General features: G+C 54.2%; 26 protein-coding genes and 1 pseudogene. 18 read left to right on the top strand and 9 right to left on the bottom strand.

Annotated features, from left to right (window positions below; translation table 11 throughout):
• Positions 1 to 34: 34 nt before the first annotated feature.
• The 3 genes from ACR0JR_RS16770 (at position 35) to ACR0JR_RS16760 (ending at position 4,257) form a co-directional block, all read left to right on the top strand.
• Complete coding sequence (locus ACR0JR_RS16770) at positions 35 to 934, top strand: LysR family transcriptional regulator (protein ID WP_170774759.1); 900 nt, start codon at positions 35 to 37, stop codon at positions 932 to 934.
• Positions 935 to 1,373: 439 nt separating this feature from the next.
• On the top strand, positions 1,374 to 2,999 hold the full coding sequence (locus ACR0JR_RS16765) for a sensor histidine kinase (protein WP_480457118.1): 1,626 nt from the start codon (positions 1,374 to 1,376) through the stop codon (positions 2,997 to 2,999).
• Complete coding sequence (locus tag ACR0JR_RS16760; RefSeq protein WP_480457117.1) at positions 2,992 to 4,257, top strand: response regulator; 1,266 nt, start codon at positions 2,992 to 2,994, stop codon at positions 4,255 to 4,257. The genes ACR0JR_RS16765 and ACR0JR_RS16760 overlap by 8 nt, the downstream gene beginning before the upstream one ends.
• Positions 4,258 to 4,767: 510 nt before the next feature.
• Here the strand turns inward: ACR0JR_RS16760 and ACR0JR_RS16755 are convergent.
• The 5 genes from ACR0JR_RS16755 to ACR0JR_RS16735 form a co-directional block, all read right to left on the bottom strand.
• Entirely contained in the window at positions 4,768 to 5,175 is a 408-nt protein-coding gene (locus ACR0JR_RS16755; RefSeq protein ID WP_480457116.1) for a hypothetical protein, read from the bottom strand.
• A 55-nt stretch (positions 5,176 to 5,230) separates the two neighbouring features.
• Complete coding sequence (locus ACR0JR_RS16750; protein ID WP_480457115.1) at positions 5,231 to 5,941, bottom strand: DUF5681 domain-containing protein; 711 nt, start codon at positions 5,939 to 5,941, stop codon at positions 5,231 to 5,233.
• An 83-nt stretch (positions 5,942 to 6,024) separates the two neighbouring features.
• On the bottom strand, positions 6,025 to 6,555 hold the full coding sequence (locus ACR0JR_RS16745; RefSeq protein WP_480457114.1) for a tyrosine-type recombinase/integrase: 531 nt from the start codon (positions 6,553 to 6,555) through the stop codon (positions 6,025 to 6,027).
• Positions 6,556 to 6,814: 259 nt separating this feature from the next.
• The gene (locus ACR0JR_RS16740) at positions 6,815 to 7,861 is read right to left on the bottom strand and encodes a linear amide C-N hydrolase (RefSeq protein ID WP_480457113.1); all 1,047 of its coding nucleotides are present in this window, start codon (positions 7,859 to 7,861) and stop codon (positions 6,815 to 6,817) included.
• A gap of 169 nt (positions 7,862 to 8,030) precedes the next feature.
• Positions 8,031 to 8,384, bottom strand: coding sequence for a hypothetical protein (locus ACR0JR_RS16735; protein ID WP_480457112.1), 354 nt, complete (start codon positions 8,382 to 8,384; stop codon positions 8,031 to 8,033).
• Between the two features lie 748 nt (positions 8,385 to 9,132).
• Here ACR0JR_RS16735 and ACR0JR_RS16730 point away from each other — a divergent pair.
• Positions 9,133 to 9,953 (top strand): annotated as a pseudogene (locus ACR0JR_RS16730) (IS5 family transposase); the annotation flags it as partial.
• Positions 9,954 to 10,154: 201 nt separating this feature from the next.
• Entirely contained in the window at positions 10,155 to 10,814 is a 660-nt protein-coding gene (locus ACR0JR_RS16725; protein ID WP_480457111.1) for a L,D-transpeptidase, read from the top strand.
• Positions 10,815 to 10,824: 10 nt separating this feature from the next.
• On the opposite strand, the gene ACR0JR_RS16720 is transcribed toward ACR0JR_RS16725, so the two are convergent.
• A complete protein-coding gene (locus ACR0JR_RS16720; protein ID WP_480457110.1) occupies positions 10,825 to 11,097 on the bottom strand; it encodes a hypothetical protein in 273 nt (90 codons plus the stop codon).
• Between the two features lie 351 nt (positions 11,098 to 11,448).
• Here ACR0JR_RS16720 and ACR0JR_RS16715 point away from each other — a divergent pair, with 351 nt between their 5' ends.
• The 11 genes from ACR0JR_RS16715 to ACR0JR_RS16665 all read left to right on the top strand — a co-directional run bounded on the left by ACR0JR_RS16715 (position 11,449) and on the right by ACR0JR_RS16665 (position 20,746).
• Entirely contained in the window at positions 11,449 to 12,039 is a 591-nt protein-coding gene (locus ACR0JR_RS16715; RefSeq protein WP_480457109.1) for a L,D-transpeptidase, read from the top strand.
• Between the two features lie 69 nt (positions 12,040 to 12,108).
• Positions 12,109 to 12,558: a c-type cytochrome gene (locus tag ACR0JR_RS16710; protein WP_480457108.1), complete on the top strand. Its 450-nt coding sequence runs from the start codon at positions 12,109 to 12,111 to the stop codon at positions 12,556 to 12,558.
• Positions 12,559 to 12,711: 153 nt separating this feature from the next.
• The gene (locus tag ACR0JR_RS16705) at positions 12,712 to 12,894 is read left to right on the top strand and encodes a hypothetical protein (protein WP_480457107.1); all 183 of its coding nucleotides are present in this window, start codon (positions 12,712 to 12,714) and stop codon (positions 12,892 to 12,894) included.
• A 60-nt stretch (positions 12,895 to 12,954) separates the two neighbouring features.
• A complete protein-coding gene (locus ACR0JR_RS16700) occupies positions 12,955 to 13,524 on the top strand; it encodes a c-type cytochrome (RefSeq protein WP_480457106.1) in 570 nt (189 codons plus the stop codon).
• A 9-nt stretch (positions 13,525 to 13,533) separates the two neighbouring features.
• A complete protein-coding gene (locus tag ACR0JR_RS16695) occupies positions 13,534 to 14,433 on the top strand; it encodes a c-type cytochrome (RefSeq protein ID WP_480457105.1) in 900 nt (299 codons plus the stop codon).
• Between the two features lie 39 nt (positions 14,434 to 14,472).
• The gene (locus ACR0JR_RS16690; protein WP_480457104.1) at positions 14,473 to 15,843 is read left to right on the top strand and encodes a multicopper oxidase family protein; all 1,371 of its coding nucleotides are present in this window, start codon (positions 14,473 to 14,475) and stop codon (positions 15,841 to 15,843) included.
• Complete coding sequence (locus ACR0JR_RS16685) at positions 15,843 to 16,316, top strand: c-type cytochrome (RefSeq protein ID WP_480457103.1); 474 nt, start codon at positions 15,843 to 15,845, stop codon at positions 16,314 to 16,316. Before ACR0JR_RS16690 ends, ACR0JR_RS16685 begins: the two co-directional genes overlap by 1 nt.
• A gap of 1 nt (position 16,317) precedes the next feature.
• Positions 16,318 to 17,046 carry a DsbA family protein gene (locus ACR0JR_RS16680; protein ID WP_480457102.1) on the top strand — a complete coding sequence of 243 codons (729 nt, stop codon included), beginning with the start codon at positions 16,318 to 16,320 and terminating at the stop codon, positions 17,044 to 17,046.
• 325 nt (positions 17,047 to 17,371) lie between these two features.
• The gene (locus ACR0JR_RS16675) at positions 17,372 to 19,882 is read left to right on the top strand and encodes a heavy metal translocating P-type ATPase (RefSeq protein WP_480457101.1); all 2,511 of its coding nucleotides are present in this window, start codon (positions 17,372 to 17,374) and stop codon (positions 19,880 to 19,882) included.
• Positions 19,883 to 19,897: 15 nt separating this feature from the next.
• Positions 19,898 to 20,284 (top strand): Cu(I)-responsive transcriptional regulator, encoded by a 387-nt coding sequence (cueR, locus tag ACR0JR_RS16670; RefSeq protein ID WP_010437349.1) that lies wholly within the window; start codon positions 19,898 to 19,900, stop codon positions 20,282 to 20,284.
• A gap of 216 nt (positions 20,285 to 20,500) precedes the next feature.
• The gene (locus ACR0JR_RS16665) at positions 20,501 to 20,746 is read left to right on the top strand and encodes a DNA polymerase beta superfamily protein (protein ID WP_480457100.1); all 246 of its coding nucleotides are present in this window, start codon (positions 20,501 to 20,503) and stop codon (positions 20,744 to 20,746) included.
• Between the two features lie 38 nt (positions 20,747 to 20,784).
• Here ACR0JR_RS16665 and ACR0JR_RS16660 read toward each other — a convergent pair.
• From ACR0JR_RS16660 to ACR0JR_RS16650, 3 genes are all read right to left on the bottom strand, one after another.
• Positions 20,785 to 21,542, bottom strand: a protein-coding gene (locus ACR0JR_RS16660) for an IS5 family transposase (RefSeq protein WP_480457099.1) whose coding sequence is annotated in 2 segments (ribosomal slippage) — positions 20,785 to 21,206 and positions 21,206 to 21,542 — 759 coding nt in all. Because the reading frame shifts where the segments join, the coding sequence is not laid out codon by codon here.
• A gap of 388 nt (positions 21,543 to 21,930) precedes the next feature.
• Entirely contained in the window at positions 21,931 to 22,725 is a 795-nt protein-coding gene (locus tag ACR0JR_RS16655; protein WP_480457098.1) for a carbon-nitrogen hydrolase family protein, read from the bottom strand.
• 2 nt (positions 22,726 to 22,727) lie between these two features.
• Positions 22,728 to 23,885 (bottom strand): M24 family metallopeptidase, encoded by a 1,158-nt coding sequence (locus ACR0JR_RS16650; RefSeq protein WP_480457097.1) that lies wholly within the window; start codon positions 23,883 to 23,885, stop codon positions 22,728 to 22,730.
• A 139-nt stretch (positions 23,886 to 24,024) separates the two neighbouring features.
• Between ACR0JR_RS16650 and ACR0JR_RS16645 the strand changes: the two genes are divergently transcribed.
• Together ACR0JR_RS16645 and ACR0JR_RS16640 are read left to right on the top strand one after the other, a co-directional pair.
• On the top strand, positions 24,025 to 24,711 hold the full coding sequence (locus tag ACR0JR_RS16645; RefSeq protein WP_170782062.1) for a GntR family transcriptional regulator: 687 nt from the start codon (positions 24,025 to 24,027) through the stop codon (positions 24,709 to 24,711).
• Positions 24,712 to 24,958: 247 nt separating this feature from the next.
• On the top strand, positions 24,959 to 25,591 hold the full coding sequence (locus ACR0JR_RS16640) for a tyrosine-type recombinase/integrase (protein WP_480457096.1): 633 nt from the start codon (positions 24,959 to 24,961) through the stop codon (positions 25,589 to 25,591).
• The last annotated feature ends 48 nt before the right edge of the window (positions 25,592 to 25,639 follow it).

Below are 25,639 nucleotides of genomic sequence, written 5' to 3'. Positions count from 1 at the left end.
TGCCAGATATTGCAGAACTGTTATGCATTAATGCATGAATTGGAAGGCTATCAATTTCGATTGGAACCAGGCTCGGTCCTTTCTTGCAACGGCAGAAGAAGGCTCGTTTTCCGCCGCGGCGCGCGTGCTTGAGCAGACCCAGCCAACCGTCGGTCGTCAGGTCGCCGCGCTGGAACAGGCGCTTGGCGTCACCTTGTTTGAAAGGGTTGGGAAGTCACTTAATCTGACAACAGCCGGTGCTGAGCTTTTGGTGCATGTCAGTGAAATGGCAAATGTCGCGAACAGAATTTCTCTGACCGCAACAAGCCAGTCACAAGCAGTTGAAGGGCAAGTCAGGATCACTGCTTCCGACGTGATGTCAGCCTATCAGCTACCGCCTATTCTCAAACAGATCAGGCTCGCGGCACCGCGGCTTGAGATCGACGTTGTCGCAGCAAATGACATACGAGACATACAGCGGCGCGAGGCAGATATCGCAATTCGGCATGTGCGCCCGACACAGCCGGACCTAATTGCAAAGCTCGTGGCAGAAGCGACGGCACATTTTTACGCTGCCCCTTCATACCTCGAACAGGTTGGGCGACCACGAAATGAAGACGAACTTGCTAAGCTGGATTTCGTCGGCTTTGGCGATGTTGACACGATGATTGGATTTCTCAATCCGGCTGACATCGAAGTAACCCGCAAGAATTTTCGGATTGGATCGCAGAGCGGGATAGTGTCATGGGAGCTTGTGCGCCAAGGCTTCGGCATTGGTGTTATGTCAGACGATGTGGTGGCCCTTACACCCGGTGTGGAGCGTGTTCTGCCCGAACGCGAGCCATTCAAATTTCCTATCTGGTTGGCCACACACTCTGAGTTACAAACAGCGCGAAGGATTAGGTTGGTTTTTGATCAGCTTGCAGACCATCTCGGCTCGCGGACAAATTATTGAACGTGAGTTGGTCGGGTGTCGTGAACTAGAGTCTGCTTCGGGCTCAGAGCAGCCCTTCGCTGAATTTTGGTGAGTGTCTGCTGTATCGCGTTTATCAGCCGTTCGGAGCCGTCGATTTGAAATTTTCAGCCCGAACGACGGCTTTCACCAGCAGCGGCCATTCGTGAAAATTCGTCTAAGGTCCGAGTCGCGGACAATGCTGCCATTGACCCCTGAAAGGTCACCGACAACTCCCGGCCCAGAGCTGCCGCCCGGGCCTTTTTTAACAACGACCGTTCCTCGCAGAAAGCAGACCAATTGGCCAACTCCAGGAAGGCTGCTTAGCGTATGCGGCAAAGGTGAGGTGCAGCCTTCTCCGTTTTGGTGCTTTTTCTGGACGCTTGCACCTAACTCGGGCAACGTGTTGGAGAAACATCGCGGAACAGGGGAGATTATCTGGTTGAAAAGCCTACTCGCAGATTTAGGAGCCATCGCTGATGCGCCCGAAAATACAGACGAAGAACGTCTAAAGCATCGGTTCTTGATTGCGACGGGCGTTGTGATGTCTGGCGGCGGCCTGCTCTGGGGCGTGGTGGCGACCGTTCTAAACCTGCATATGCAAAGCGCAATACCGTTTGGCTACGTGTTGATTACAGCAATTAACTTTGCATTTCTTGCCCGAACCAAGAACTTTGCTCTGGCACGGAATATCCAGATATTTGTCAGTATTCTCTTGCCGTTCTTGTTTCAGTGGATGTTAGGCGGATTGGTTGCATCAGGAGCAACAATGTTGTGGTCCATGTTGTGCCTGAGCGCGGCTCAGTCTTTTGACGAGCGGACACACTCATTCCGCTGGCTCATCTTCTTTGTATTGTTGACCTTTGTCTCGCTTTACATTGAGTTTCAAATTCCTCCGCCTCTTGACCTGTTTGAGAACGAAGCACTCCTCAAACTTCCACTTTATCTCTTCACCATGAATTTCCTTGCAGTGTCGTTGGCGATTTTCGCGCTGATCAGCATCTTCATGCAGCTTCGACAGCGAATGGAGGTTGAGCTGGTCCAGAGGAATAAGGAGCTTGCACAATCTCAAAATGCGCTGGTCCAAAGCGAGAAAATGGCGGCAATTGGTGAGCTAGTCGCTGGCGTTGCGCATGAATTGAATACCCCTCTGGGTGCAATCCGCGCCTCGAACGATAACCTGGACAGGTCGATCAGTATCATCCTGTCAGGTCTGCCAGAACTCAACGAAACAGGCAACGAGGCCGAGTTGTCGGGCCTGACCGATATGCTGCGAGGGATCGCAGCGGTGAATGTCGAGCTGACGACCAGAGAGGAACGCAGTCTTCGCAATACACTGGCCAGTGAATTGCAAGAACACGGGTTTAACGACAGTCAGGAAAAAGCGGCTCAGTTGGTCGAACTAGGCGTGTCAACCCTCGGGACTGAACATCTGCCGGTCCTGCGTAGTGAACGCTGGCCGCTGGTGTTCTCCCAGCTGCGCGCATTCTCCAGCCTGAACCGAAATTGCCAAACGATCAAAACAGCGGCAGCTAGGTCTTCAAAAATTGTTTTCGCTTTAAAGAAGTATGCTCACCCCGGAAATGATGGCCATGTTTCCTCGGCTTCGGTCGGTGAGAGTCTAGATACAGTGTTGATGCTCTACCAAAACCTCATAAAGCGGGGAGTTCAGATTGAGCGATCATTCGAAGGTGACACCACAATCCTTGCGGATCACGATGCGTTGAATCAGGTTTGGACGAACCTTGTTCACAACGCATTGCAGGCGATGAATTGTAATGGAGTGTTGAAGATCAAGGCGACCAGCACCTCAGATGAGTTGTTGGTATCCATCGAAGACACAGGCTGCGGAATTCCGCCAGATGCAGCCGCACGCATTTTCGAGCCCTTCTACACGACCAAGCAGATTGGCGAAGGCACCGGGCTTGGATTGTCCATCAGTGCCGACATAGTGCGGCGCCACGGAGGAACGATTGAAGTAGACAGCGTTCCTGGCCGAACAGCGTTCACCGTCCGACTGCCCGTAGATGCAGCGAGCAATTTGCCGAAAGGGACGGCTGATGGATGAAATCGCGCACATCACCAGCAATCTGGACGCAACGCCCACCATTTTGTGCGTCGACGATGAAAAAATCATTCTGACCAGCCTTCAAGAGCAGCTGCGCAACAATTTGCAGGGAGTTGCTATCGAGATAGCCGAATCCGGCGAGGAAGGTCTCGAAGTGCTGCAAGAGCTCATCGATGACAACGTTCCGGTGCCAATAGTCATTTCAGATCAACTTATGCCAGGTATGCGGGGTGAGGAGTTTCTTGAAAAAACGCACGCAATGCTCCCGGATGCTCATAATGTGTTGCTGACAGGGCAAGCGACCGCGGACTCCGTTGGCGAAGCAGTCAACAGAGCGAACCTTTACCGATACATCGGAAAGCCTTGGAGTGAAGATGATCTGATCCTCACCGCAAAGGAAGCGTTGATTGCCTGGGGTCGCGCACGTGATTTGCGTACAAAGGATCAGGAACTGCGGGCATCGCACGCGGCAAGCCTGCGGTTTGTTCCCCGAGAGTTTCTTTCAGTGCTGGGAAAACAGCGTGTCGTCGATGTCGAAGAAGGGCATGCAGTAGAAATCGAGATGCAGGTCGTGTTTGCGGATATGCGCTCCTTTTCTAGCCACGCTGCAAATCTCGGGCCCAAGCAGGCCTTTGACCTGCTTAATGAATACATCAACATTCTTGATACGGTGTTTCGTGAGGCCGGCGGATTCATTGGCGGACTTGAGGGCGACGGTGTGCTTGCCCTTTTTTCAGGAACGGTTGACGACGCCGTTCAAGCGGGAATTTCCGCCCAACAAGCTCTGCTCGAACGCGGGCGGTCAACTGACAATCGGCCGGGTATCGATATGGGGTTGGCTGTGCATACTGGTGAGTTGATCCTGGGCACTGTTGGCAACAGCGAAAGGTTGAAATGTGATGTTATCGGTGATCCGGTAAACTTCTGTGCCCGTCTCGAAAGCATGACCCGAGACTTTGATACCCCCATGTTAATCTCGGACGAGGTGGCATCAACTTTAACAAGCAAATTGTCGCTGCGTCGCATACCGGGAATCATGGTAAAAGGGCGGGAAACACCGGCTACAGTCTACGAAGTTTTGGATGCACTGCCCGCATCTCAAAAACAGGCTCGCGTTTCTACAAGTGTGGAATTCAGTGCCGCAATGTTTGCGTTGGAACACGGAGAGCATGAAATGGCACGGGACATGCTCGTTGAGATTTGTTCCACAGATACGAGCGACAGAACCGCACAATTCTTGCTGCAACGAATAGGCTAAGACCAAGTTGTGGTTTTGCGAGCTGTTGAAAACTGAAGCAAATCTGAAGTTTTAAAATTGCGGTGAGGCTCAACGAGGTTTTGGTCGTAAAACACGGATAGTAGGAGAGAGGCTTAACAGCGGGTGGCTGGTCTTGTCGATCTGATACAATTGAGGCCGTGTCTATCCAAAACTGGCTTTCTGCACATAGCTGACATTGATTCACTGCGCAGCGAATGTCCGGTGTCCGCCCATTGCGGAGTATGCTGCGCCAAGAAGCAAGGTCCAGTTTGGGCTCGATGCGGTCATCTGAGTGATTTTGTCAGATGTCCGCTTTACAGCCTTCAGCGGTCAAAAGTGGCGTGCGACACGGCGACATGTGCGACACCGACGGAACGCAGACGGAACGCAGAGGGTTTGAAACGACGCCCCTTTCTCAGCCATGGTCCCAAGCCCATTGATGTACTTTGAGTAGCGATTGGTCCCCCGAAAATTGATAAATTTGGATAATTGGCGGTGGAATGGTTGGCATCAGGCGCCTCCCAGCACTTTGGCTTTTGCTTTAATAATGGCTTCAGAAATGTAGCTTTCTCGTTGTTGGAAATATCTCTGCCCGTCGGGGCTGCTTTTCCAGAACTCCAGCAGCTCGTCATGAGTTGTGCCCCGCGCCATCGGTTTGTTGCGTTCAGCTGGGTTGTCCGTGAGGTAGGTGGCAATTATCATGTCGTCTTTTCGGATTTCTTCTTCGCCGTCGAAAAGAGCCGGATCGGGATCGCGAACGGGAGGAAATTTAGGCCTATCTCCCTTGTTAGGAACGCCTTCAGCCGATAGTCGATCATAAATCGCTTGCAGTTCTTCTCTGAATTCTGTGTCTTTCGACGGGTCAGTCCATTTTGCCCATGCTCTGGCTTCCTGACGTTCTACGGCGGCGAGGTACATATCGCGGGGTATGGCCAGATGCTTTCGATATCTTGCTAGCCTGCCTTTAGGGGTATCAGCCACCGAGCAATTCCAGTCTTGATTGCAGCTCATCCAATTCAAGATGAAGTTGTTCTGTCTCGATAGCTTTTCGGGCGGCTTCTATCGAACGCAGAAGCGCGTCTGCTTCATCGGTTGTGATCTGACCTGAAGCAACTGCTTTTAGAACGGAATTCACGGCATTCAAAATGTCTTCAGGGCCGTTTATCTTTGGCAGGACGACTTTGAGCGGGCGACACTTTCGGGGTGGCAGAATGCGCTCAAGGCACAACCGTATTGCGGTCATGTCACCGGCTTTTGCCAACTCTATCGCTTTTTGCGTAATAGCTTTGGCGTCACCGTCCATCATTGCTTCGGCCGCCAGTGTCGCTTTGTTGCGCGCGCCTTTGGGTCTTCCCTTAGGATTTCCGCTCTTAAGCAATCCAAGATTGGCGCCATATTCGAGGTGACATTCACGAAGATTTCCATCCGCATCTTCCTGAACGAATATTTCTTCTCTTTTGTTTCCTGATCCAAGCCTTCCGTCATCGAGGCAGACGTGGTCATTCGTGCTCGACGACATGAAACTATCCGGCCGTTCGAGTATGTCCTTTGGCGCATTTATTGTTGTGCCGTCTTGCCGATGCAATCGCACCGATTTGGCCTTTTCGCAGAAGTCCCAAGTGAGATTGTTTCCTTGTTCATCCGGATCAAAAGAGCCTTTGTCTTCAGTTTCCTCGCCTTCCACAAGGACAGTGAGTTCATCTCTTATCTGAGTGATTGATATCCAACGATCCGAATTGAACACGATTTACAGTTCCCTTTAGCCATTCACTTCGTTGTCGGGCTTTCTAAGAAGTGAGCCCAGTCCAACATCAATCGGCGTCGCTTTTCATAGTAGTCTGATCTGGCGTAAGCCTGTTCAGCCGCATCCCCGAGTTTATGACCCAATGCAGCTTCCGCCACCTCGCGGGGATACTCCGTTTGTTCCTGTACCCAAGTGCGGAATGATGTTCGGAACCCGTGTACGTCAGCGTCATAGCCAAGTTCCTTAACCAGTTTTGAAAGCGTCATGTCCGACAGTGTGCGCCCGCGAATGCTTGGGAAGATAAACCCGCTGCCATTATCCAGGGTTTTGGCAGCGCGCAGGATTTCAACCGAGCGTGCGGGCAATGGAACGCGGTGAGGACGCTTCTGTTTCGCCCGTTCCGCAGGAACTGTCCATGTCGCACATGTCGCCGTGTCGCCGCTTGGTAGTTCGATTTCCTCCCAACGCGCCAATCGAACTTCGGCGGACCGGCTAGCGGTCAGTATCAGGAATTCCAGTGCCAGCTTCGTGGACTGCCATGCTTCAGAAGACATCCAGCAGCTAGTCGCAATGCTGCCGTCGCAACACGCATTGCAGCCGTTCGCGGCCAGCGCGAATTCTGGAACGCTTCAGATTGACGAAATGCGTAACCAGCGGCCAATAATACTAACGGTGCGAAAGGCCACCCTCAGATCCAACATCTATTCAGCTGCATTTCTATTCCACCCGTCGGCTCAATTCTCAACACCTATTCCCAGTCTTGGTCATCGAGCCGACGTCGAGGGAACTTTTTAGGCACCAGAAAGCGCGCACTTACGGTGCAAGCCAATTGAACGGTTCAGCAGGTTCAAATCTATCTGATACGTCGCCCGCCAAAATCGGATGTCCCTTTAGCTCCAGCTTTTGAGGCTCACTACCCTCTGACAAATCAAGCTGGTTCATGTCGACCCAATACACATTGGGGCTGATAGCGGACTCAAAATAGTACCTTCCACTTTCGTGATCTGCGACGGAGCGCCAAACTGTCGTTGCGAGGTTTGGTGCATCCGGGTCAGTAATTCCGAGGGGAACCGAGACATTGCGGATGATCGAAAACGCGGCTGCGGTGGCCATTCGGCGATCCTCGAACTCGGGCACTGTATCAAGATAAAAATCTGCCCGCGTAAACCGATCTGCCGCTCGGTTTGTGCCCGGCAACATAGACAGGCCACCGACCTGATCCCAATAAGCGGTCAAAGCGAGCTGCTCATCGTAGGTTGGAGAGTTTGTCATGACGCGATACTCCTCACCATGATGCACGATGAGTTCGCCATTTACATATTCGAAGATCGCGGAATCCCCGGTTTTGTCAGACAGAGAAAGATGTAGCCCGGCTTCGTGGCCGTTGGGAAGACGTGGAGCCACCATTGTGAAGGGCTGTGCCGACAAACCTTCAACCGCCTCCGCGACCGTAGCATAATTGTCGAGTGCATATTGCGCCCAGGCACCAACGGACAGCGTTGGTTTACAATCTGCTAAACCATAGTCGGCTTCGGCCAGATAAAGCAGGTTAGCCACAAGCCCGGCTTCGTTCATGCCGTCGACAGTGCCAATGTCATAGCCTGACAAGGTGATTGATCCGTATTTTGACACCCACTCAATCGAACCTGCGCCCAGACCTCCGTCCCGCTCCATGCCCTTTGGGAACGCCCAGAAATCTGAACCGACATCCTCGAACCAGTCCATACTTCTGGCTGTGATGAAACTGTCCGATCCCGTTTTGTAGAGTAACCGAGTGCAAGCATCGGCAGGCACCGTCATTGCTGATACAGCGCAGATACCGCTGATCCCGGCCAGTAGATTTCGAGCAGTATTTTTCATTTTGAAACTCCGCGATATGGTTTCGATTGACGACCGATTGGAAGATAAGAGGGACCAGATGTTCAAGTGTCGCACAGAACCAGATCAAATGCCCTGCGGCACGCTTTCAGGGCTCACAAAAATAGCCTGACATTTGCGGATTGCAGCGACAATCTGACATCGCAACCTGTTATCCAATGACGCTGTGCCCACGGGCCTGCATGCAGTTAATCAGAACCTGGCGTTTGACCAATTCGTCATTGTATTGACCTTTGACAGAGCCAAGTATCCCGCCGGCGACCGCCCCGCCAAGAGCATCATAACCATCTCCGATCATGGCGCCGGTGAGTGCACCGTCGATTGCGCCGAATGTGGTGTCCATTCCCCTTTTACCGGATTGATAGCTAACAGCCAGTGCGGTGCAATGTGCCTCGTCCGAAGCAAAGCTCGCATTTCTTGTGCCGTCCACTGCAAGCGGTTTCTGCATCGGATACTGAGTGCACGCAGTTAAGCCAAGTGCAGCAACGAGAACGAGTTTTTTCATGATCGCATCCCTTCAAATCAAGTACATTGGCCGAGGTGACACGTGTTCAGATTGGCCACTCTCTGAACACTGCTCACATAAGCAATCACGGGTTTGTTATAAGATTGACTTCGATAATTGGACGCTGCGTAAAATTCTATTTTACCTTGCCTGATCTGCCAGTACCGAAAGGATTTGGTGAAACCGGCTGAACGTCCCACCCCCCGGTGAAGCGGAACCAACCTGAAAATCTCCTCACAGATCGGTAAAATCGAAAGATCGGCCGCACACGTGCGGCCGGTTACTCGAGATTGCAGACCTTGGTGCAAACGCAGCGAATTCACACTTTGTCCGCGAGACAACCATTCGCAATCATTCCACTGAATGGCCACTACTCAACCAGAGATCGCTTCACATAACGCCCATACTGCGAAGTTCGCCGTTTGTTACGGCGGCACCAAACACCTGGAGGTTGCGAAACCTGACATTCGGGGGGCCGTTTCGGTACAACCGAAATGCGGGACTTTCCCGACCTTCACTTTTCGAGCTTCGCTGACGCAGCATCAGATCGCAACTGCGGCACGTTTAATGTTGCGGCGCGGCGAAGGTCACCGATCCGGTCATTCGCTGGTGTCGATTTCACCCGGACCGCGACCGCACTTTCGCTGCGCCCTCGGCTAACCGTCGAGGTGCGGACGGCGTTGTTGCACAAATGGAATTGAGGATTCACTCCATGAAATCAGCATGATAGCTGGAAGGCAGCAACCCTTGGTCCCCGCCGCCAACAGGTAAGCATGGTCGACGGCAGGAGTTCAGCGATGCGGAATCCAGACCTGTCTGACCCTGAAAGTCCTGTTTGGCCTGCCGCTGCGGCAAACAACGTGGTTCGTCGAAAACCGCTTACGGCTGGCGAGACTGGGCTGGGCAGTGCCGGACTTCAGCACGTTGTGCCGCCGCCAGAAGACACTGAATGTGAGCCTGCCATATCGTGGCGGCGGAGGACCATTGAACCTCCTCATTGACAGTACGGGCATCAAGGCTGAGGGTGAAGGTGAGTGGAACGCTCGTAAGCACGGTGGCCCCAAACACCGCATCTGGAGCAAGATACACATAGGGATCGACGAGAAGACGCTGGAAGTCCGGGCGGTTGAGTTCACCACCAGCAATGTTGGTGATGCGCCTATGCTGCCTGGGCTTCTCGACCAAATCCCACTCGACTAGGACATCGGGTCAGTGACCGCAGATGGGGCCTACGACACACGAAAATGCCATGATGCGATAGCGCGCGGCGCTCATGCTGTCATTCCTCCGCGCAAGAGCGCCAAACCGTGGAAGCCTACAAGCCCAGGCGCTATCGCCCGGAATGAGGCCGTCAAAGCCTCCCGATACTTCGGCCGCGCCATTTGGCGAAGGTGGAGTGGATGCCACCGCCGAAGTCGTGTCGAGACCAAGATGCATTGTGTGAAGCTATTGGGCCAGAGCCTCATGGTGAGGGACTTCGACCGCCAGGTTGCAGAGATCCAAGCCCGAGTTGCCGTTCTCAATCGCTACACCACGCTCGGCATAACCATCACAGAGGCCGTAGAATAATTCTGTCCGGGGAAAGGGGAAGTCCGACCAAACCCCAATTTGTGCAATAAAGTCGTTCAAACTTACCGTTGAAATATAGCACCAGTCGGTCGGTGAAATGTTCACAAGAGATATATGATTAGACAATTATTTGATACCTTAACATCTTGCGGCCTGCGATATTAGGCAATGGGTCATAAGCAACCAGGTTTGATGGGATTTATGATGAACAGAAGACACTTTCTGGTAACTTCTTTGGCGATGCTTTCTCAGCCGTTGTTTTCGACACGCACAACAGCATCTACTTCTTCTCAATGGGCGGCATGGGACGCCAGGGTAACGCCGCCAAATTTTGATCCCGCGACATCCAATCCCTGGGGGCTGCACCCACGTTTCCTGCCTCAGCGTGTGCAAACCAACCGGGCGCTTGTTCCGGGTGACATTCATGTCGATGCGGTCGCCCGATATCTATATTTCATCGAAGACGGTGGCACGGCAATGCGCTACGGCGTAGCCATTGCCCGAGGCAATCTTTACGAGCCCGGCGTCTACACAATCAAGCGAAAGGCCAAGTGGCCGCGTTGGACTCCTACTGCCGAAATGATTGAGCGCGACCCTGATGAATATGCGCAATTCGCAGATGGTGTGCCCGGTGGGCCGACAAACCCATTGGGATCAAGGGCGTTTTATCTGTTCGAAGGCGGTCGCGACACATACTTGCGAATTCACGGAACACCCTATCCAAGATCTATAGGAGGTCGTGCAAGTTCCGGCTGCGTAAGGATGGCGATGCCACATATCATCGGACTGTATGACCGTGTCAGGCCAGGTGCCACGGCGCATCTCTACCCTCCCGAGCGGCATTTGACCGCGACCAGCTGATAGGTGCTTGTCAGGCGCGCGTGCAGATTGGGCGCCCTTCTATAGTCCTGAGTGGCAGGTAGGTCGTTTCAACCGGTCCCACGTAGCGATACCAATAGCAACCGTCCTCAGGCATGATTTTCACGGCGTTCAGGTCCTGGCCCGGAGCAGCAATCTGGGCAACGGCGTCAGGAACTCGGGAAAGCGTTCTGGGCTCGCCATCTGCAGGTATTGACGTTGTTTCAGTGCAGGCGCCGACGAGCATAAGTGCGGCCAGTGCTTGGAAAGCTTTCTTGAAGCACATGGTGTTTAGTCCATTGTGTTTGTCATTTGTAGTACCTGATACCCTCGCATCGACGGGTGATCACATCAATTCACTAAGAACTAAGCAATTGTTAGCGTTGCTTTTTTGTGCTCGGTCGATTCAAGAAAGTCAGGTTTTGCTTAAAGCAGCCTGGAATTACGTCCAAGAAAAATTGCTTTTCCACAACGACTTGATGGTTTGGGTCCGCCTTCTAAGGAAATATCACTGCGCCAACGGCAACGACAATTCAGACGAGGCGCCCCATATGAAATGTCATTTGCGTGTTGACCTTCCAGCGCAGGAACCGGGCATACGAATTATTTGAGTCGGAATAAAAGAATAAACTTTGGGATGGCAGGCATGAAACGGAGCAAAGAAGGTAAGGTTGTTACGCGACGTGGAGTGATTGCCGCGTTTGCTGCGACGACACTTTTTCCAGCACCGGCCGTTTGGGCCCAATCAACGGCAACTGAGGGGACGCGCCGCAATGTTTCCTCATTCCGCGTTGCTAAATGGCAGGACCACTTTGATACCTTGAAAAACGGGGTAATCCTGTCCGATACACAGTCCAAGGTCCTGCAATATTGGTCAGAAGACGAAAGCGTCTATCGGATGTATCCAACCAGCGTACCGCTCACGGAAGACCTTACAAGGCTGGGCTATACCACAGTTATTCGCAAGGTCGAAGGGCCATCTTGGCGACCAACGCCGGCAATGAAAGAGCGCAATCCAGCATGGCCTGACTATGTAGGCCCGGGTCCTGAGAACCCTCTGGGGACACATGCGCTCTATTTGAGCTGGCAATACTACCGCATCCACGGCACCAACGACACGCGCAAGATCGGGAGAAGATCCTCCAACGGCTGCATTGGTTTATACAACGAGCAGATTGCGGAATTGTTCGAACTGGCCACTGTGGGCACGCAGGTAAAATTGATCTGACCTTGGTCAAGATGACTTTTCAGGACAGGTGCTTAAATTCGGTAACTGACAACGACGTGAAAAACTGAGATGGATAAACTTACACTCTTGATAGGCGGAGTAGCGATCGCAGGTGCCGCCGCTATCGTCTACAATCTCGATCAGCAACCAACTGGCCATTCGATGACGCCACCTGATACGTCGGTGCTGGAGCCAGGAGACCCAATCCAAAACGTCAATTTGCCAGAGCAGCTGGGCGAGTCTGCTGCCGTCGGCAAAGTGGCATTCGACGCCAAATGTGCGGCGTGCCATGGCGCGAATGCAACTGGCCTGGAAGGGCTCGCGCCTCCATTGGTGCATAAAATCTATGAACCAAGCCACCATTCGGACGAGTCATTTTATGTGGCAGTCCAGAAAGGAGTTCGGGCACACCATTGGAAGTTCGGCAATATGCCGCCGGTCGATGGCTTGACCCGTGCGGATGTGAAAGGCATCGTGGCATATATAAGAGAGTTGCAGCAGGAAAACGGGATTTTCTGAAGGTGACGAGCCGAATGGGTAGTGCAATTCGTTACATCATCCTGTCAATGGTGCTGGCCTTTGGCGGGCTGCTTGGGACGGCCGATTCTGCTCATGCACATGGCAGTGGTTCACAGCACGTGATTGAACAAACGGTCTCTGCGGACGTTGAGCATGTCAAGCAGGGTCATCCTGGACATTGTCACGGCGGAACGATTTGCAACGCTGTTGGTCTATTTTCGATGGGTCCAACACCGCCTGGCCCTCAAGATACTGAACAAAGATACTCGATCCCTCGAGCCCAATACCGTGTTCTCGGTATCGCGGCGTTTGAACCACCACCGCCGCGTGTCCTGATCTGACCAGTCGAATTGCGCTCAACATGGGCGCGTCGAAGCAGACGACAAGGACAAAACAATGAACATTCTAAAAATGACCACAGGCGTTGTCCTGGTTTCACTGATTGCGGCAGCCGCCCTGGCGCATGGTGGCGCAACCGGCATCGTCAAAGAACGCATGGATGGTATGTCCGCGATGAAGGGCAGCATGAAGATCCTTACGCCGATGATGCAGGGTAAAACTCCTTACAATGCGGAAACCGTGCGAAGCGAAGCCGAGAAGATCGGGCGTCACGCGGGTGAGAGCATGACAAAACTGTTTCCAGAGGGATCTGATGGCAAACCCTCGGAGGCCAAATCGGAGATCTGGCAGGATTGGGGATCCTTTGCAGAATTGGCCAGACAATTGGCAACCTACTCTGAAGGCCTTGCGCTTGCGGCGGACAACGGGTTGATGGCGTCCGGATCGGGCCATGGTTCGGGCATGATGGGCGGCGCATCCATGATAGGTGGTGGTTCTATGATGGGTGCCGGGATGATGGGCGGCAGTCCTAACCAGGAACAACTTTCTGAAATGCCGGCAGATGGTGTGTTCATGATGTTGAGCCAGACATGCTCGGCGTGTCACACGCGATTTCGGTCGGAATAGGAATGCGTCATGAGACCGATATTCCGATTGGGCATTGCTGCCGCCGTAACGGCGGCAGCGGGACTTGTTGCCGTGATGGCTTGGCCGATTGGTCAGCCCCTACAAGCTCTCGATATTCAGGGTGACGTTAACCGTGGGGCGTATCTGGCAAGGGCAAGTGGCTGTATCGCTTGCCACACAGATTTTGCTAAAGGGGGTGCGCCCTTGGCCGGTGGGGTGGAGTTGGATACCCCGTTCGGCACGCTCTATTCACCGAATCTGACCACCGATCCTGACCACGGTATCGGTGATTGGACGGTCGAGGAATTTGCCCGCGCGGTGCGTCAGGGCGTGTCGCCTGACGGCGAACCCTATTACCCAGCCTTTCCTTATCCGTTCTATGCCAACTTCACAGATCAGGACATCGCGGATCTCTGGGCAGCCTGGCAAACGGTTCCACCGGTACCGGAACCGTCGAAAGAGCAGGAAATGGCGTTCCCCTTCAATCAGAGATGGGGCCTGAAGCTGTGGCGCGCGGCTTTTCTGGAACCACCCCGCACTGATCCCGTGCCGGGCAATGACGAAGTGTGGAATCGGGGCCGGCTACTGGTCGAAGGCGCCACGCATTGTGCGGCCTGCCACACCGGGAGGAACCTGGCTGGCGCAAGAAATTCGGACACGGAACACTTCAAAGGAAGTGACTCCCTGCCGGGCGGTGACAAGGCACCGGCCATCGACTTTGAGACACTGCAAAAGCGTGGTTGGACGGTAGATGATTTGGCCTACGCGTTGCGCACCGGTGTCATGCCTGATGGCGATGTATTCGGCGGCGCCATGGGAGAGGTCGTAAACTATGGCACCAGCTTTCTGACAGACGATGACCGGAAGGCGATGGCGACCTATCTGCTGGATGTGCACGACGGGGGGTAATCGAGTGAGAGATCAAATTTTCTTTGGAGGGAAGTCCTCATGAAGCTCAATCGCAGGCAATTCGTTGCAGGCACATCGGCACTAATCGCAGTGCCGACTATCGGGAGGGCGGCTACCGCCCCCCGAATAATCGAGGCGCGTTCAGGATTGGTGCGTGTTGCGCCCGACAGCTATCCTGAAACCGAGATATGGGGATATGATGGCGGTGTTCCGGGCCCCGAAATTCGTGCCCGGCAGGGTGAAACGGTTCGCCGGACGCTTCTGAACTCACTGCCTCAGCCTACGGCAATCCATTGGCATGGACTGCGGGTTCCGAACAACATGGACGGGGTGCCGGGTCTTACACAGGAGGCCGTACAAACAGGCGGCGAGTTCCAGTATGAATTGCCTCTGAAGGATGCGGGAACCTTCTGGTACCACTCTCATAACCAGTCGACGGAACAAGTGGCCAGAGGCCTTTACGGCGCGTTCATCGTCGAAGAAACGGACCCGCCGGACACGGATCATGACATTGCGATCCTGCTGGATGACTGGAGGTTGGGTCAGGACGCCCAAATCGTCAATGATTTTGGCGCGATGCATGACTGGACGCATGCAGGCCGAATGGGAAATTACGTTCACGCGCACATATCGCCCATGACAGAAGTTTTGACGAACCAACGTTTGCGTATTCGAATGGTCAACGTGGCAACTGATCGGATCATGTATGTCTCAGTAGGTGGCGCAAACGGGAAGCTGGTCGCTTATGATGGCATGCCCGTAAGGCAGCCAGAGGATTTTGAAACCCTTGTTTTCGGGCCTGCACAGCGAGCAGACTTAATTGTTGATGTCACAGCGGAATCGAACGAAGCCGTTCAAATAACTCTTCACGAACGCGATGAATCGTTTGTCATCGCTGAGATCCCGGTTTCGGGAAGCGGTACATCTGCTAACCGCGGTGTGATCGAAGCCCTGCCACCCAACCCTGTTCCCTTTCTCGAAGATGTTTCTGACGCTTTGACAGTTCCATTGGTGATGGAAGGCGGGGCGATGGGCGGACTGCGTCAAGGCACTTTTAACGGCCAAGTCATGAGCACCAATGAACTGGTTCAGGAAGGGCAGATCTGGACATTCAACGGTGTCGCCGGGTTGCCCGAAAACCCGCTTGCTGCCGTTTCGCGTGGCGACATAGTCCGGATTCAGATGCAGAACGACACCGTCTTCCCGCACGCTATGCACTTGCACGGGACGCACTTCCAGGAAGTTCTGCCGAACGGCAGCCTGGGGCCGCTGCGGGACACAATCCTGGTTGACCGGATAGAAACCCGGGAGATTGCGTTCGTTGCGGATAACCCGGGGGACTGGCTGTTTCATTGCCACATGCTGTCGCATCAGGCCGCTGGTATGAAGACCTGGCTGAGCGTAGCGTGATGAACAGGAGCTCAGCGAAATGGCTGTCACTGGCTGCCGTGGTGATCATTGTCGCGGTCGCTGGCTGGGGACTGAGTGGGCGTGCGCAGAACAGTGCATCGGCGGATTCGGCACGTGGTGCAGTTTTGTACGCCGAAAACTGCGCGTCATGCCACGGGGCAAATTTGGAGGGTCAGCAGGATTGGCAAACACCTGATCCGGATGGCGTCTTGCGGGCGCCCCCGCATGACCGAACCGGGCACACCTGGCATCACGGCGACAAGCTGTTGTTCGACTATACAAAGTTTGGCGGGGACCAAACTTTGAAACAGATGGGTGTCGCTGACGTCAAAAGCGGCATGCCAGGCTTCGGGGACACTCTGTCGGATCAGGATATCTGGGACATCCTCGCCTTCATCAAGGAGAGTTGGCCGGATCGGGAACGCAAGCTGCAAGAGCAACGCACCGAAGCAGAACAAACGGAAGGAAACTGATGTGAAACGAATACTTGCAGGCTTAGTCGCTATCGCCATGTCGATTGGCATTCCTATGGCACGCGCCGACGAGCTGTCTGACTCCGATGTAAAACGGCTGGCTCTCGAAGCCATTTTGGAAAACCCTGAGATCATCATGCAGGCGATTCAACTGCTTCAACAGCGCGAGGATCAGGCAAAAGCCGACGCAATTGGAAGCGTCTTGGAAAATCAGCGTGAATTGCTCGAACAGGATCCGAATGCGCCTGTCATAGGAAACCCGGAAGGCAATGTAACCGTGGTCGAGTTTTTTGACTATAACTGCCCATATTGTAAACGCGCTGCCCCGGTCGTGAAAAACGTGATCGCAGGCGATTCCGATGTACGAGTTGTTTATCGAGAATGGCCCATACTCGGAGAAGGTTCCGACTTCGCGGCACGCGCCGCGCTTGCCTCACGAAATCAGGGAAAATATGAAGAATTTCATTGGGCGCTTATGGCTCTGAACGGTCGCGCCACTGAGGCCAGTGTTATGAAAGTTGTTCGGGAACTTGGCCTGGACGAGGATCAATTGCGCGCAGACATGGAGGCGCCGGAAGTCGACGCGCATATTCAGGTGTCCATGGAATTGGCCCGGCAGCTTGGCTTCAGTGGCACCCCTTCGTTTGTGATTGGAGATGCGCTTGCCCCGGGGCTGATCGCCGAAGATGAAATGACCCGGCTAATCGAGGCAGTCAGAGACGCAAGATAGAACTAAGGGACGACAGCATGTGCGCTCCTAAACTTCTGTTGCGACCGTGGCTTCGCATCCCTCGGACTCAGAGCTGCAAGGATATGATCAAGTTGATTAGCGCTTAAGACACGTACCCTGCGGTTTTTCATGTCAAAGTCCAACTTTGCGGAGGAACTTACTGTGTCAATGGCTTTGTCTATAACTGACTTGCGGTGCCCGCAGCTCATATCCGGGATACTTAGCGTCGTCATGAATGATGAGAAAGAAAGTCAGCCTCATCCCTTGACCTTCCACTTGCTGGAACCCTTATGTTGCCCGTCAGCAGAACATACGTGGTGACAATATGACTGAAAATTCACATGCGCGGTTCCAGGTTCAGGGTATGAGCTGTGCTTCCTGCGTTGGGCGCGTCGAGCGCGCGCTGAAAGCTGTGCCAGGGGTAGATTCCGCTTCGGTTAATCTCGCCAGTGAAAGCGTTCAGGTCGATTTCCGCGATCCAGCCGATAAAGCGGCCATTGCTGATGCGTTAAACCGCGCCGGATATCCGGCGCGGACCGCAGAGGTCACGCTGGATATTCAGAACATGTCCTGCGCATCCTGTGTAGGGCGCGTTGAACGAGCCCTGGAAGCCGATGGCGGCGTCTTGTCCGCGTCGGTCAATCTGGCCACTGAAAGTGCAACTGTGCGTTTTGCTGAGGGTGTCACAACACCCGAAGCCATAGCGGCGCTTGCGGCATCTGCCGGCTATCCGGCGAGCCTGCGATCCGCAACGCAGACCGAACCACAAGACCGCAAAGCGGCAGAGATCAGCCATCTGGCGCGGCGAACAAGCTTCGCCGCTTTGCTCGCTTTGCCGGTATTCATTCTCGAAATGGGCTCGCATGTTATTCCGGGCATGCACCACCTGATAGCGAGCACCATCGGCATCCAGAACAGCTATTACCTGCAATTCCTTCTGACCACGATCGTTCTTTTTGGGCCGGGCTTGCAGTTCTACACCAAGGGATTCCCTTCCTTGGTCAAAGGCGCGCCGGACATGAACTCTCTGGTGGCCCTGGGCACTTCGGCGGCATATGGGTTCTCACTGATCTCGACCTTTGCGCCGCATATTCTTCCTGCCGGAACCGCAAATGTCTACTACGAGGCCGCAGCGGTAATCGTGGTTCTTATATTGCTTGGGCGGTTCCTCGAGGCGCGCGCCAAGGGCCGAACGGGTGAAGCGATCCGAAAACTGGTCGGTCTGCAGGCAAAAACAGCACGAGTTGAGCGCGACGGATCGGTTGTCGAGCTACCGATTGAGCAGATCGTTGTAGGGGATATTGTGCACGCTCGACCGGGCGAAAAAATCGCGGTGGATGGTGCCGTAATGACCGGCGCGTCATATGTCGATGAAAGCATGATCACCGGAGAGCCGGTTCCCGTCGAAAAAACCGAGGGCGCAACTGTGGTCGGGGGGACCGTAAATGGCGCGGGTGCATTGACGTACCGTGCTGAAAAGATCGGCGCAGACACTATGTTGGCCCAGATCATTCAGATGGTCGAACAAGCACAGGGTGCCAAGCTTCCGATTCAAGGCCTGGTCGACCGCATCACGCTGTGGTTTGTGCCGGTAGTGATCGGAGTGGCCGTTGTGACAGTGCTGGTATGGATGTTGTTCGGACCCGATCCCGCGCTTAGCCTGGCGTTGGTGGCCGGGGTTGCGGTACTGATCATTGCTTGCCCCTGCGCCATGGGGTTGGCCACACCTACTTCCATCATGGTCGGCACTGGCCGCGCTGCCGAGATGGGCGTCCTGTTCCGAAAGGGCGATGCCTTGCAAATGCTGCAGGAAACCACCGTTGTTGCGGTGGACAAGACGGGCACCCTGACCGAAGGGCGTCCGGAGCTGACCGACCTGATTGTGGCCGAAGGAATGACCGAAGACGAGGTTCTGCACCTTGTTGCTGCCGTTGAGGTCACATCCGAACATCCAATCGCCACAGCCATCGTGCGCGCGGCAGAAACCCGTGGTCTGGAGCTTTCCAAGCCAGAAGACTTCACGTCGATCACCGGTTACGGGGTAAGCGCCTCAGTCGAAGGCCATAATATCCTGATCGGGGCCGACCGCCTGATGAGTCGCGAAGGGGTTGAAATGGGCGCGTTGTCTGATCGGGGCGCTGAACTCGCAATCAACGGAAAGACTCCACTTTATGCTGCCGTAGACGGGGCTATCGCGGCCGTAATCGCTGTGGCGGACCCAATCAAAACCACCACGCCGGACGCAATCGAAGCTCTGCACGGGCTGGGCCTGAAAGTAGCGATGATCACCGGTGACAATGCCGCTGCTGCCAAATCCATTGCAGCGCAGCTTGGCATCGATCATGTCGTGGCTGAAGTTCTGCCCGAGGGTAAAGTATCCGCGTTACAGGATTTGCGTTCAAATGGCGGAAAACTGGCCTTTGTGGGTGATGGCATCAATGATGCGCCTGCTTTGGCGGCAGCTGACGTAGGAATTGCGATCGGGACAGGCACTGACATTGCCATCGAAGCGGCTGACGTCGTTCTGATGTCAGGCGACCTGACGGGCGTGGTCAATGCCTTCGATATTAGTCAGCGCACCATGCGTAACATCCGCCAAAACCTGTTCTGGGCGTTCGGCTACAACACACTGCTCATACCGGTTGCGGCAGGGGTGCTTTATCCGTTTGGCGGCCCGCTGCTGTCGCCGGTTTTGGCCGCAGGTGCCATGGCTCTCTCCAGTGTATTTGTCCTGACCAATGCGCTGCGGTTGCGCTGGGTTAAGCCGATCAAAGTTGGGCGAGAACAGATCTCGCAGAACACCGAGCAAACGCTGCGTTCAGTGCATGCTGGATAGTATAGGAGAACCGCTGTGAATATCGGAGATGTAGCAGAACGTTCGGGTCTGCCTGCCAAAACCATCCGCTATTACGAGGATATCGGATTCATCAAACCCAGGCGCGGCCTGAATGGGTATCGCCATTTCGACGAAAAGGAACTGCATAAACTGGCCTTCATCGGGCGGGCCCGTTCCTTGGGCTTCACTATTGAGGATTGCCGTTCATTACTGGCGTTGTACGAGGACAAAGAACGCGCAAGCGCAGACGTTAAAGAAATAGCCAAACAGAACCTTAAAGAAATTGACGCCAAAATCGCCGACTTGAGGGCCATGCATACAACACTTACTCATTTGATTGAGGAATGTGCCGGTGATCATCGTCCCGACTGTCCCATACTAAAGAACCTTGGCGAAATTTAGTAACACCGGTCGCATACCCACTTCGTTCTCATAGCACGCCTCTACTGAGGAAAAGATATAACCTCAAAGTTCAATACAAATTGGACAATCGTAGCCGCTGGTTGTGCCACCTGCTGGATGGTCATATTTGTTCTACAAACCTTTAGTTGTATGGCTAGCTGCTCAAACGCATGAAGGCGCTCGCCAAAGCTGTTATGCAGACGGCACCGGCGGCAAATGTCAGCAACGCGATTGCAATTGGTCCGATCGAATAACCTCATTGGGCATATTGACGAGTTGTTGGCGCTGAAAAGCAAAACCAAGGAAATGGGCCATGGACAACGCATAGCGATCATTGACGATTTCATACACGATCAAATGGCGTGGGCAGCCGTGGTGAAAAAGAACAAAGATCGCCTCGACCTCATGGCCGAGGGTAATAATTTGTTGCGGTACATCGTTAAGGAAAATGCCACGGCCTGAAATGCCACTGTCGAAGGTATATGAGCTAGGGTCAGGACTCATAGCCAATATATAACGAGTGCTGCGAGGGCGATTGCGGACAGGAAAACCTTCGGGCACCTGTCGTAGCGGGTTGCCACACGCCGCCAATCCTTCAACCTGCCGAACATGATCTCGATCCGGTTGCGCCGTTTGTAACGACGCTTGTCGCACTTAACCGGTTTCTTCCGCTGCTTCCGGCCAGGGATGCAGGCGCGTATCCCTTTGTCTTTCAACGTATCCCGGAACCAATCGGCGTCATAGCCACGATCCCCGAGCAGCCAATCGACATCCGGCAGGCTGCTCAGCAGTGCCCGCGCACCAATGTAATCGCTGACCTGACCGGCGGTGATGAACAGGTTGAGCGGACGTCCCCGACTGTCGCAGATGGCATGCAACTTGGTGTTCATGCCGCCCTTGGTGCGACCGATCAGGCGTCCACGCCCCCTTTTTTGACGCCCAAACTGGTTGCGGTACGGTGGGCCTTCAGGTAGGTGGCATCGATCATCACAGTCTTCTCTTCACCGTGTTCGGCAGCCAGACCGGCCATCATCCGGGCGAAGATGCCTTTGTCGCTCCACCGCTTCCAACGGTTATAGAGCGTCTTGTGTGGGCCATAAGCCGAAGGGGCATCGCGCCATCTCAACCCATTGCGATTAATGAAGATAATGCCGCTCAACACACGTCGATCATCAACGCGTGGTTTGCCGTGGGACTTGGGGAAGAAAGGCTCAAGACGCGCCATCTGCGCATCCGTCAGCCAGAAAAGATCAGACATGGTCACCGCTCGATTTTCGAACCGTGAATCACGCAGCCAAGCGGAAATCAATGGGTTCTGACCCTAGCAACCATGAGGGCAGATGAAGCATTCAACGAGAGACCACCGCGCATAACACCCGTTCTGCAATGTCCAATGGCTTTTAGCTAAGGCTTACCCTCCGAGAGCTTAATACCTGACACTTATGCGAGACACAGCGAATGTCTCAAAGGAGCCCACACCGGAAGTCTTGAAATCTCGCTGCGCGCGAACGCAGCGTGAAAATCGCTGTACGTTCTTGGATGATGATGCTGCGCGGCGGCGGAAAGTGCGGTCATTGATGCACGTCGCGGCAAGGATTGCGGTAGCAATTCACAGGTCGCGGGACTTTGCAGCTATTTGGTGCAGCCTATCGGATGTCCAATTTCAGCGCTTCACGATCAGTTAAATATGGAAGCCGCGCTTGGGCAACTGATACTTTGTCTAGTTGCAATGTACCGAAGATTATCTGGGCCTGCGCATTTGCGCGCGCCAGTTCCCGGCCGTCCGGGGTTGCGATAAAACTTTGACCTAAAAAGATCATGCCATTTTCGCTGCCAGCGCTGTTCGCATAGGCAAGAAAGACACCGTTTTCATAAGCTCGCGTCGGGATCATGCGTTGTGCTACCCATTCCCACTGAGCGCCAAGTGCGGTTGGAACCAGAACGAGCTCGGCCCCCCTTGAAGCCACATCCCGCGCGGTTTCCGGGAATTCGGCGTCATAGCAAATCAGTGTCGCTATTCGCACATCGCGATAAGTGAAAAGCGCGCACCCTCCGCCGGGTGTGAAATGATCCCGTTCGAAACTCGGCGGAATGGCTAGTTTGCGGTGACCGCCCAAACGCGCGCCATCCGGCCCGATGCATTGCGCTGCATTGAAAATCAATCCTCCATCAACTTCGGGGAACCCATAGTGGATTGCGACACCGTGGGTTTTAGCAAGTGCTGCAATAGCATGGGCAATGGGACCGTCAGCAGGTTCGGCGCGCGCGACTACTTGCTCACCGATGTAGTAGCCACTGGCAAATAGCTCGGGCAGGACCAAAAGGTCGGCATCTTCGGCGGCGACCGCAGGCATCACACCCGACAACCAATCCAGACGATCCTTCACCGTGGCCAATTCTGCTGGCGATTGCCCAACAGCAAGTCGAAACGAGCGGCTCATTTTTAACTGTCCGTGACCAGCAATGTGCGGGGGTATTCCGTGATGTAGTCAAATCCCGTCTCGGTCACCACGACGGAATCGCCAATGCGCCCGGCAGTCACCCCGTCAATAGAAATACCCCCGTCCACCGCAAAGGTCATGCCGGGCTGCAAAATGGTGGTGTCGCCGGTTTTCAACTCCGGTGCCTCAAGATAGGCCACACCAATCGACCGCCCTGTGCGATAGCCGGTTTCATACCCACGTTCGGCGTAAACCTCGTTTGCAGCTGCGGCCACATCCTGTGCTTCGATTCCAGGGCGAATAGCCGCGATTCCTGCCTGTTGGGCATCGATGGCGGCTTGTTGCACGCGAGCGGCGTCGTCGCGCACTTCGCCAATGTGGAACATCCGGTCAAAGCCCAATTTGTATTGCTTGAATTGCGCCATGTTGCAAAAGCAGAAATAGACCGGATCAGCCCGCTGATATCGGCGGACCGAGGCACGGCGGTGCACCATAGATGTATCTTTACCGCTTTGCAGGATTTGCAAGTTGTGAATCATCGGCGAGACGAACCTGTCCCAGCCCTTGTCCGTCAGAAATGTTGCCGCCTTGCGCGACCCGGCATCGATCACGGCCAGCGCGCTTTCATACTCCTGAGCCCCCTCTTGTAGGCTGCGATGCGCGGCTTTCATCATCGCGCCTGCAATTTGACCTGCCTCTTTCATCACCTGAATTTCAAACGGGGTTTTGATCATCCGCATGGCACCCAGGACCGGCGAGATGTCCTTGACCGGCACACCGGGATAGGTTTCATCCAGGTAGTTGCGCACAATTGCTGGGATGCTGTTCCGCTCTACCCAGATCTCTTCCGGCTTGTCGCCCAAAGCACCCGCAAGGGCTCGTCCCCAAGTGCGCTGCCCCATGTCTTCCCATGTGCGTACGTCTTCGACCCAGGTCATCGCAGCGACCAATTCGCTTTCCATCAGAGGCGTGATCACAATGGGCGCCTCATCTGCATTTACGACCAACATGGTTGGGCGGCCAAATTCGATGCCCAAATAACCCCAAAATCCCGAGAGATAAGCGATGGAACTTTCGTCCGTGAAAACCGCGCGCTGGATACCCAAGTCCTTCATCCGGGCCTGAAGGGTGAAAGTGCGGGTTTTGGCTTCGTTGAGCATGTGTACTTCCTGGATTGGGGGCTGGAGAAACATCTCAAACGCTTAAGCTGTACACAGGTAGTGAGTCAAATCCAATTATTTACCAATAGTTGCTCCTGAATTTACACTGATGTATGCACCTTAAACAAAGGAGATCTGTATGCCCCTCTCTCAGAAAACCACCGCTACAGGAATCAATAGTACGGCCGAAGCCATCCAGACCGAAATTTTGCAGCGGATTTGTTTTCTAGACTACCCCCCAGGCAAGCAACTGAAAGAGGCTGAATTGGCTGCCGAATTTGGTGTCAGCAGAACTCCGATACGCGATGCGATCAGTCGGATCAGTCATCTGGGGCTGGTGGATACCCGTAATGGTGTGGGCACGGTCGTGGTCGCACTGTCAGCCGCGCAAATCCGTCATGTCTATGACATGCGGCTGGAGCTTGCCCCGCTGATTGGCACCATGTCTCCCAGCAGCATCACCGAGTCTGATTGCGAGATCGGACAGACCTTGCTGCAGGAGGCGAAAGCGTTGTGCAATGCATTCGATTTCCGGAAATACATCGAGATCAATCATCGCCTGCACTTGCTGATTACCGGCCTGATCGGCAATGGTGCGTTAAGGTCATTTTGGTGGCAGACTTATTGTCAGGCAGCCAGTACCTGGTACCTGGTCAGCAAACAAAGAGACTCGGAAATGGCACGGGCGCTGGTCGCGGAACTTAATGAGATCAACGCCGCGCTTGAACTAGGCGATGTCACCGCCATTGGGTTTATCCAGCGAACCCATATCGGATACGGTTTTCAACGGATCAAAACCCACTTACTGACAACCAAATCAGAGTGAAGAGCTCCTGCTGCATAGCCTATGTCATGATCCAGCGAACATAAGACGGTTTAGTCGCTTACAGCGCATAGCGGTCACATGCTCGAGGTACAGCATCCGGTACATTGGGGCTCAGACCAGCCCAATGAACCTACAGCGTTTCCCGGAGATTAAGCAATCGGACAACGGCCAATCAAACCAACAGTAAAATTCAGGTGTCAGCGCGGTGCTGATGTCTGGGCCTGGCGGGAGGATTGGAGGGCCCAATATGTCAAGAGTCCAGCTGCCGGCTGTCACCCCGAAACGAAGAGCCTGGAACAAAGGCCGGATCGTCGGCCAGAAAAGGCCGCTGTTGCCGAAACAAGTGTGGGCAATCCGCGCGCGGCTCGAATTGGCCAGGAAACTGCGTGATCTCACGCTGTTCAACGTGGCGATTGATAGCAAGCTTCGCGGATGCGACTTGGCGAAACTGTCCGTCAGCGATTTGATCAGAGCCGACCGCGTTCGAGAGAGGGTGTCTTTGATCCAGAGCAAAACCTGGCGACCCGTTCAGTTCGAAGTCTCTGAAAACACGCGGGATACCATTGCCGCATGGATCAAGTCGCCGGAAATGATCGGCTACCGCTTCATGTTTCCCAGCCGGTTTCATGGCCGCCCCCATATCTCAACCCGCCAATATGGCCGACTTGTGCGGGATTGGGTGGCTGCGATTGGGTTAGAACCCAGCGGCTACGGCACCCATTCGTTGCGCCGGACTAAGGCGGCGGAGATCTACCGCAAGACCGGAAATCTCAGGGCGGTTCAACTGTTGCTCGGACACACAAAGGTTGACAGCACTGTCAAATATCTTGGTGTCGAACTTGAAGATGCGTTGAGCATCGCCGAGCAAATCGACATTTGAACCATGTTGGCGGGCGGCACTTGCCGTTCGCCAATCCAGACCAGACCT

This window comes from Ruegeria sp. AA3, from assembly GCF_056542905.1.
This window is presented reverse-complemented; position numbering and strand designations above follow the sequence as displayed.

Excerpts from the sequence above, each read along its gene's own strand:
- ACR0JR_RS16770 (WP_170774759.1), top strand. The coding sequence starts at position 35 with ATGAATTGGAAGGCTATCAATTTCGATTGGAACCAGGCTCGGTCCTTT.
- ACR0JR_RS16760 (WP_480457117.1), top strand. The coding sequence starts at position 2,992 with ATGGATGAAATCGCGCACATCACCAGCAATCTGGACGCAACGCCCACC.
- ACR0JR_RS16755 (WP_480457116.1), bottom strand. The coding sequence starts at position 5,175 with ATGTACCTCGCCGCCGTAGAACGTCAGGAAGCCAGAGCATGGGCAAAA.
- ACR0JR_RS16745 (WP_480457114.1), bottom strand. The coding sequence starts at position 6,555 with ATGTCTTCTGAAGCATGGCAGTCCACGAAGCTGGCACTGGAATTCCTG.
- ACR0JR_RS16740 (WP_480457113.1), bottom strand. The coding sequence starts at position 7,861 with ATGAAAAATACTGCTCGAAATCTACTGGCCGGGATCAGCGGTATCTGC.
- ACR0JR_RS16735 (WP_480457112.1), bottom strand. The coding sequence starts at position 8,384 with ATGAAAAAACTCGTTCTCGTTGCTGCACTTGGCTTAACTGCGTGCACT.
- ACR0JR_RS16725 (WP_480457111.1), top strand. The coding sequence starts at position 10,155 with ATGATGAACAGAAGACACTTTCTGGTAACTTCTTTGGCGATGCTTTCT.
- ACR0JR_RS16720 (WP_480457110.1), bottom strand. The coding sequence starts at position 11,097 with ATGTGCTTCAAGAAAGCTTTCCAAGCACTGGCCGCACTTATGCTCGTC.
- ACR0JR_RS16715 (WP_480457109.1), top strand. The coding sequence starts at position 11,449 with ATGGCAGGCATGAAACGGAGCAAAGAAGGTAAGGTTGTTACGCGACGT.
- ACR0JR_RS16710 (WP_480457108.1), top strand. The coding sequence starts at position 12,109 with ATGGATAAACTTACACTCTTGATAGGCGGAGTAGCGATCGCAGGTGCC.
- ACR0JR_RS16705 (WP_480457107.1), top strand. The coding sequence starts at position 12,712 with ATGTCAAGCAGGGTCATCCTGGACATTGTCACGGCGGAACGATTTGCA.
- ACR0JR_RS16700 (WP_480457106.1), top strand. The coding sequence starts at position 12,955 with ATGAACATTCTAAAAATGACCACAGGCGTTGTCCTGGTTTCACTGATT.
- ACR0JR_RS16695 (WP_480457105.1), top strand. The coding sequence starts at position 13,534 with ATGAGACCGATATTCCGATTGGGCATTGCTGCCGCCGTAACGGCGGCA.
- ACR0JR_RS16690 (WP_480457104.1), top strand. The coding sequence starts at position 14,473 with ATGAAGCTCAATCGCAGGCAATTCGTTGCAGGCACATCGGCACTAATC.
- ACR0JR_RS16685 (WP_480457103.1), top strand. The coding sequence starts at position 15,843 with ATGAACAGGAGCTCAGCGAAATGGCTGTCACTGGCTGCCGTGGTGATC.
- ACR0JR_RS16675 (WP_480457101.1), top strand. The coding sequence starts at position 17,372 with ATGACTGAAAATTCACATGCGCGGTTCCAGGTTCAGGGTATGAGCTGT.
- ACR0JR_RS16665 (WP_480457100.1), top strand. The coding sequence starts at position 20,501 with ATGTCAGCAACGCGATTGCAATTGGTCCGATCGAATAACCTCATTGGG.
- ACR0JR_RS16655 (WP_480457098.1), bottom strand. The coding sequence starts at position 22,725 with ATGAGCCGCTCGTTTCGACTTGCTGTTGGGCAATCGCCAGCAGAATTG.
- ACR0JR_RS16650 (WP_480457097.1), bottom strand. The coding sequence starts at position 23,885 with ATGCTCAACGAAGCCAAAACCCGCACTTTCACCCTTCAGGCCCGGATG.
- ACR0JR_RS16645 (WP_170782062.1), top strand. The coding sequence starts at position 24,025 with ATGCCCCTCTCTCAGAAAACCACCGCTACAGGAATCAATAGTACGGCC.
- ACR0JR_RS16640 (WP_480457096.1), top strand. The coding sequence starts at position 24,959 with ATGTCAAGAGTCCAGCTGCCGGCTGTCACCCCGAAACGAAGAGCCTGG.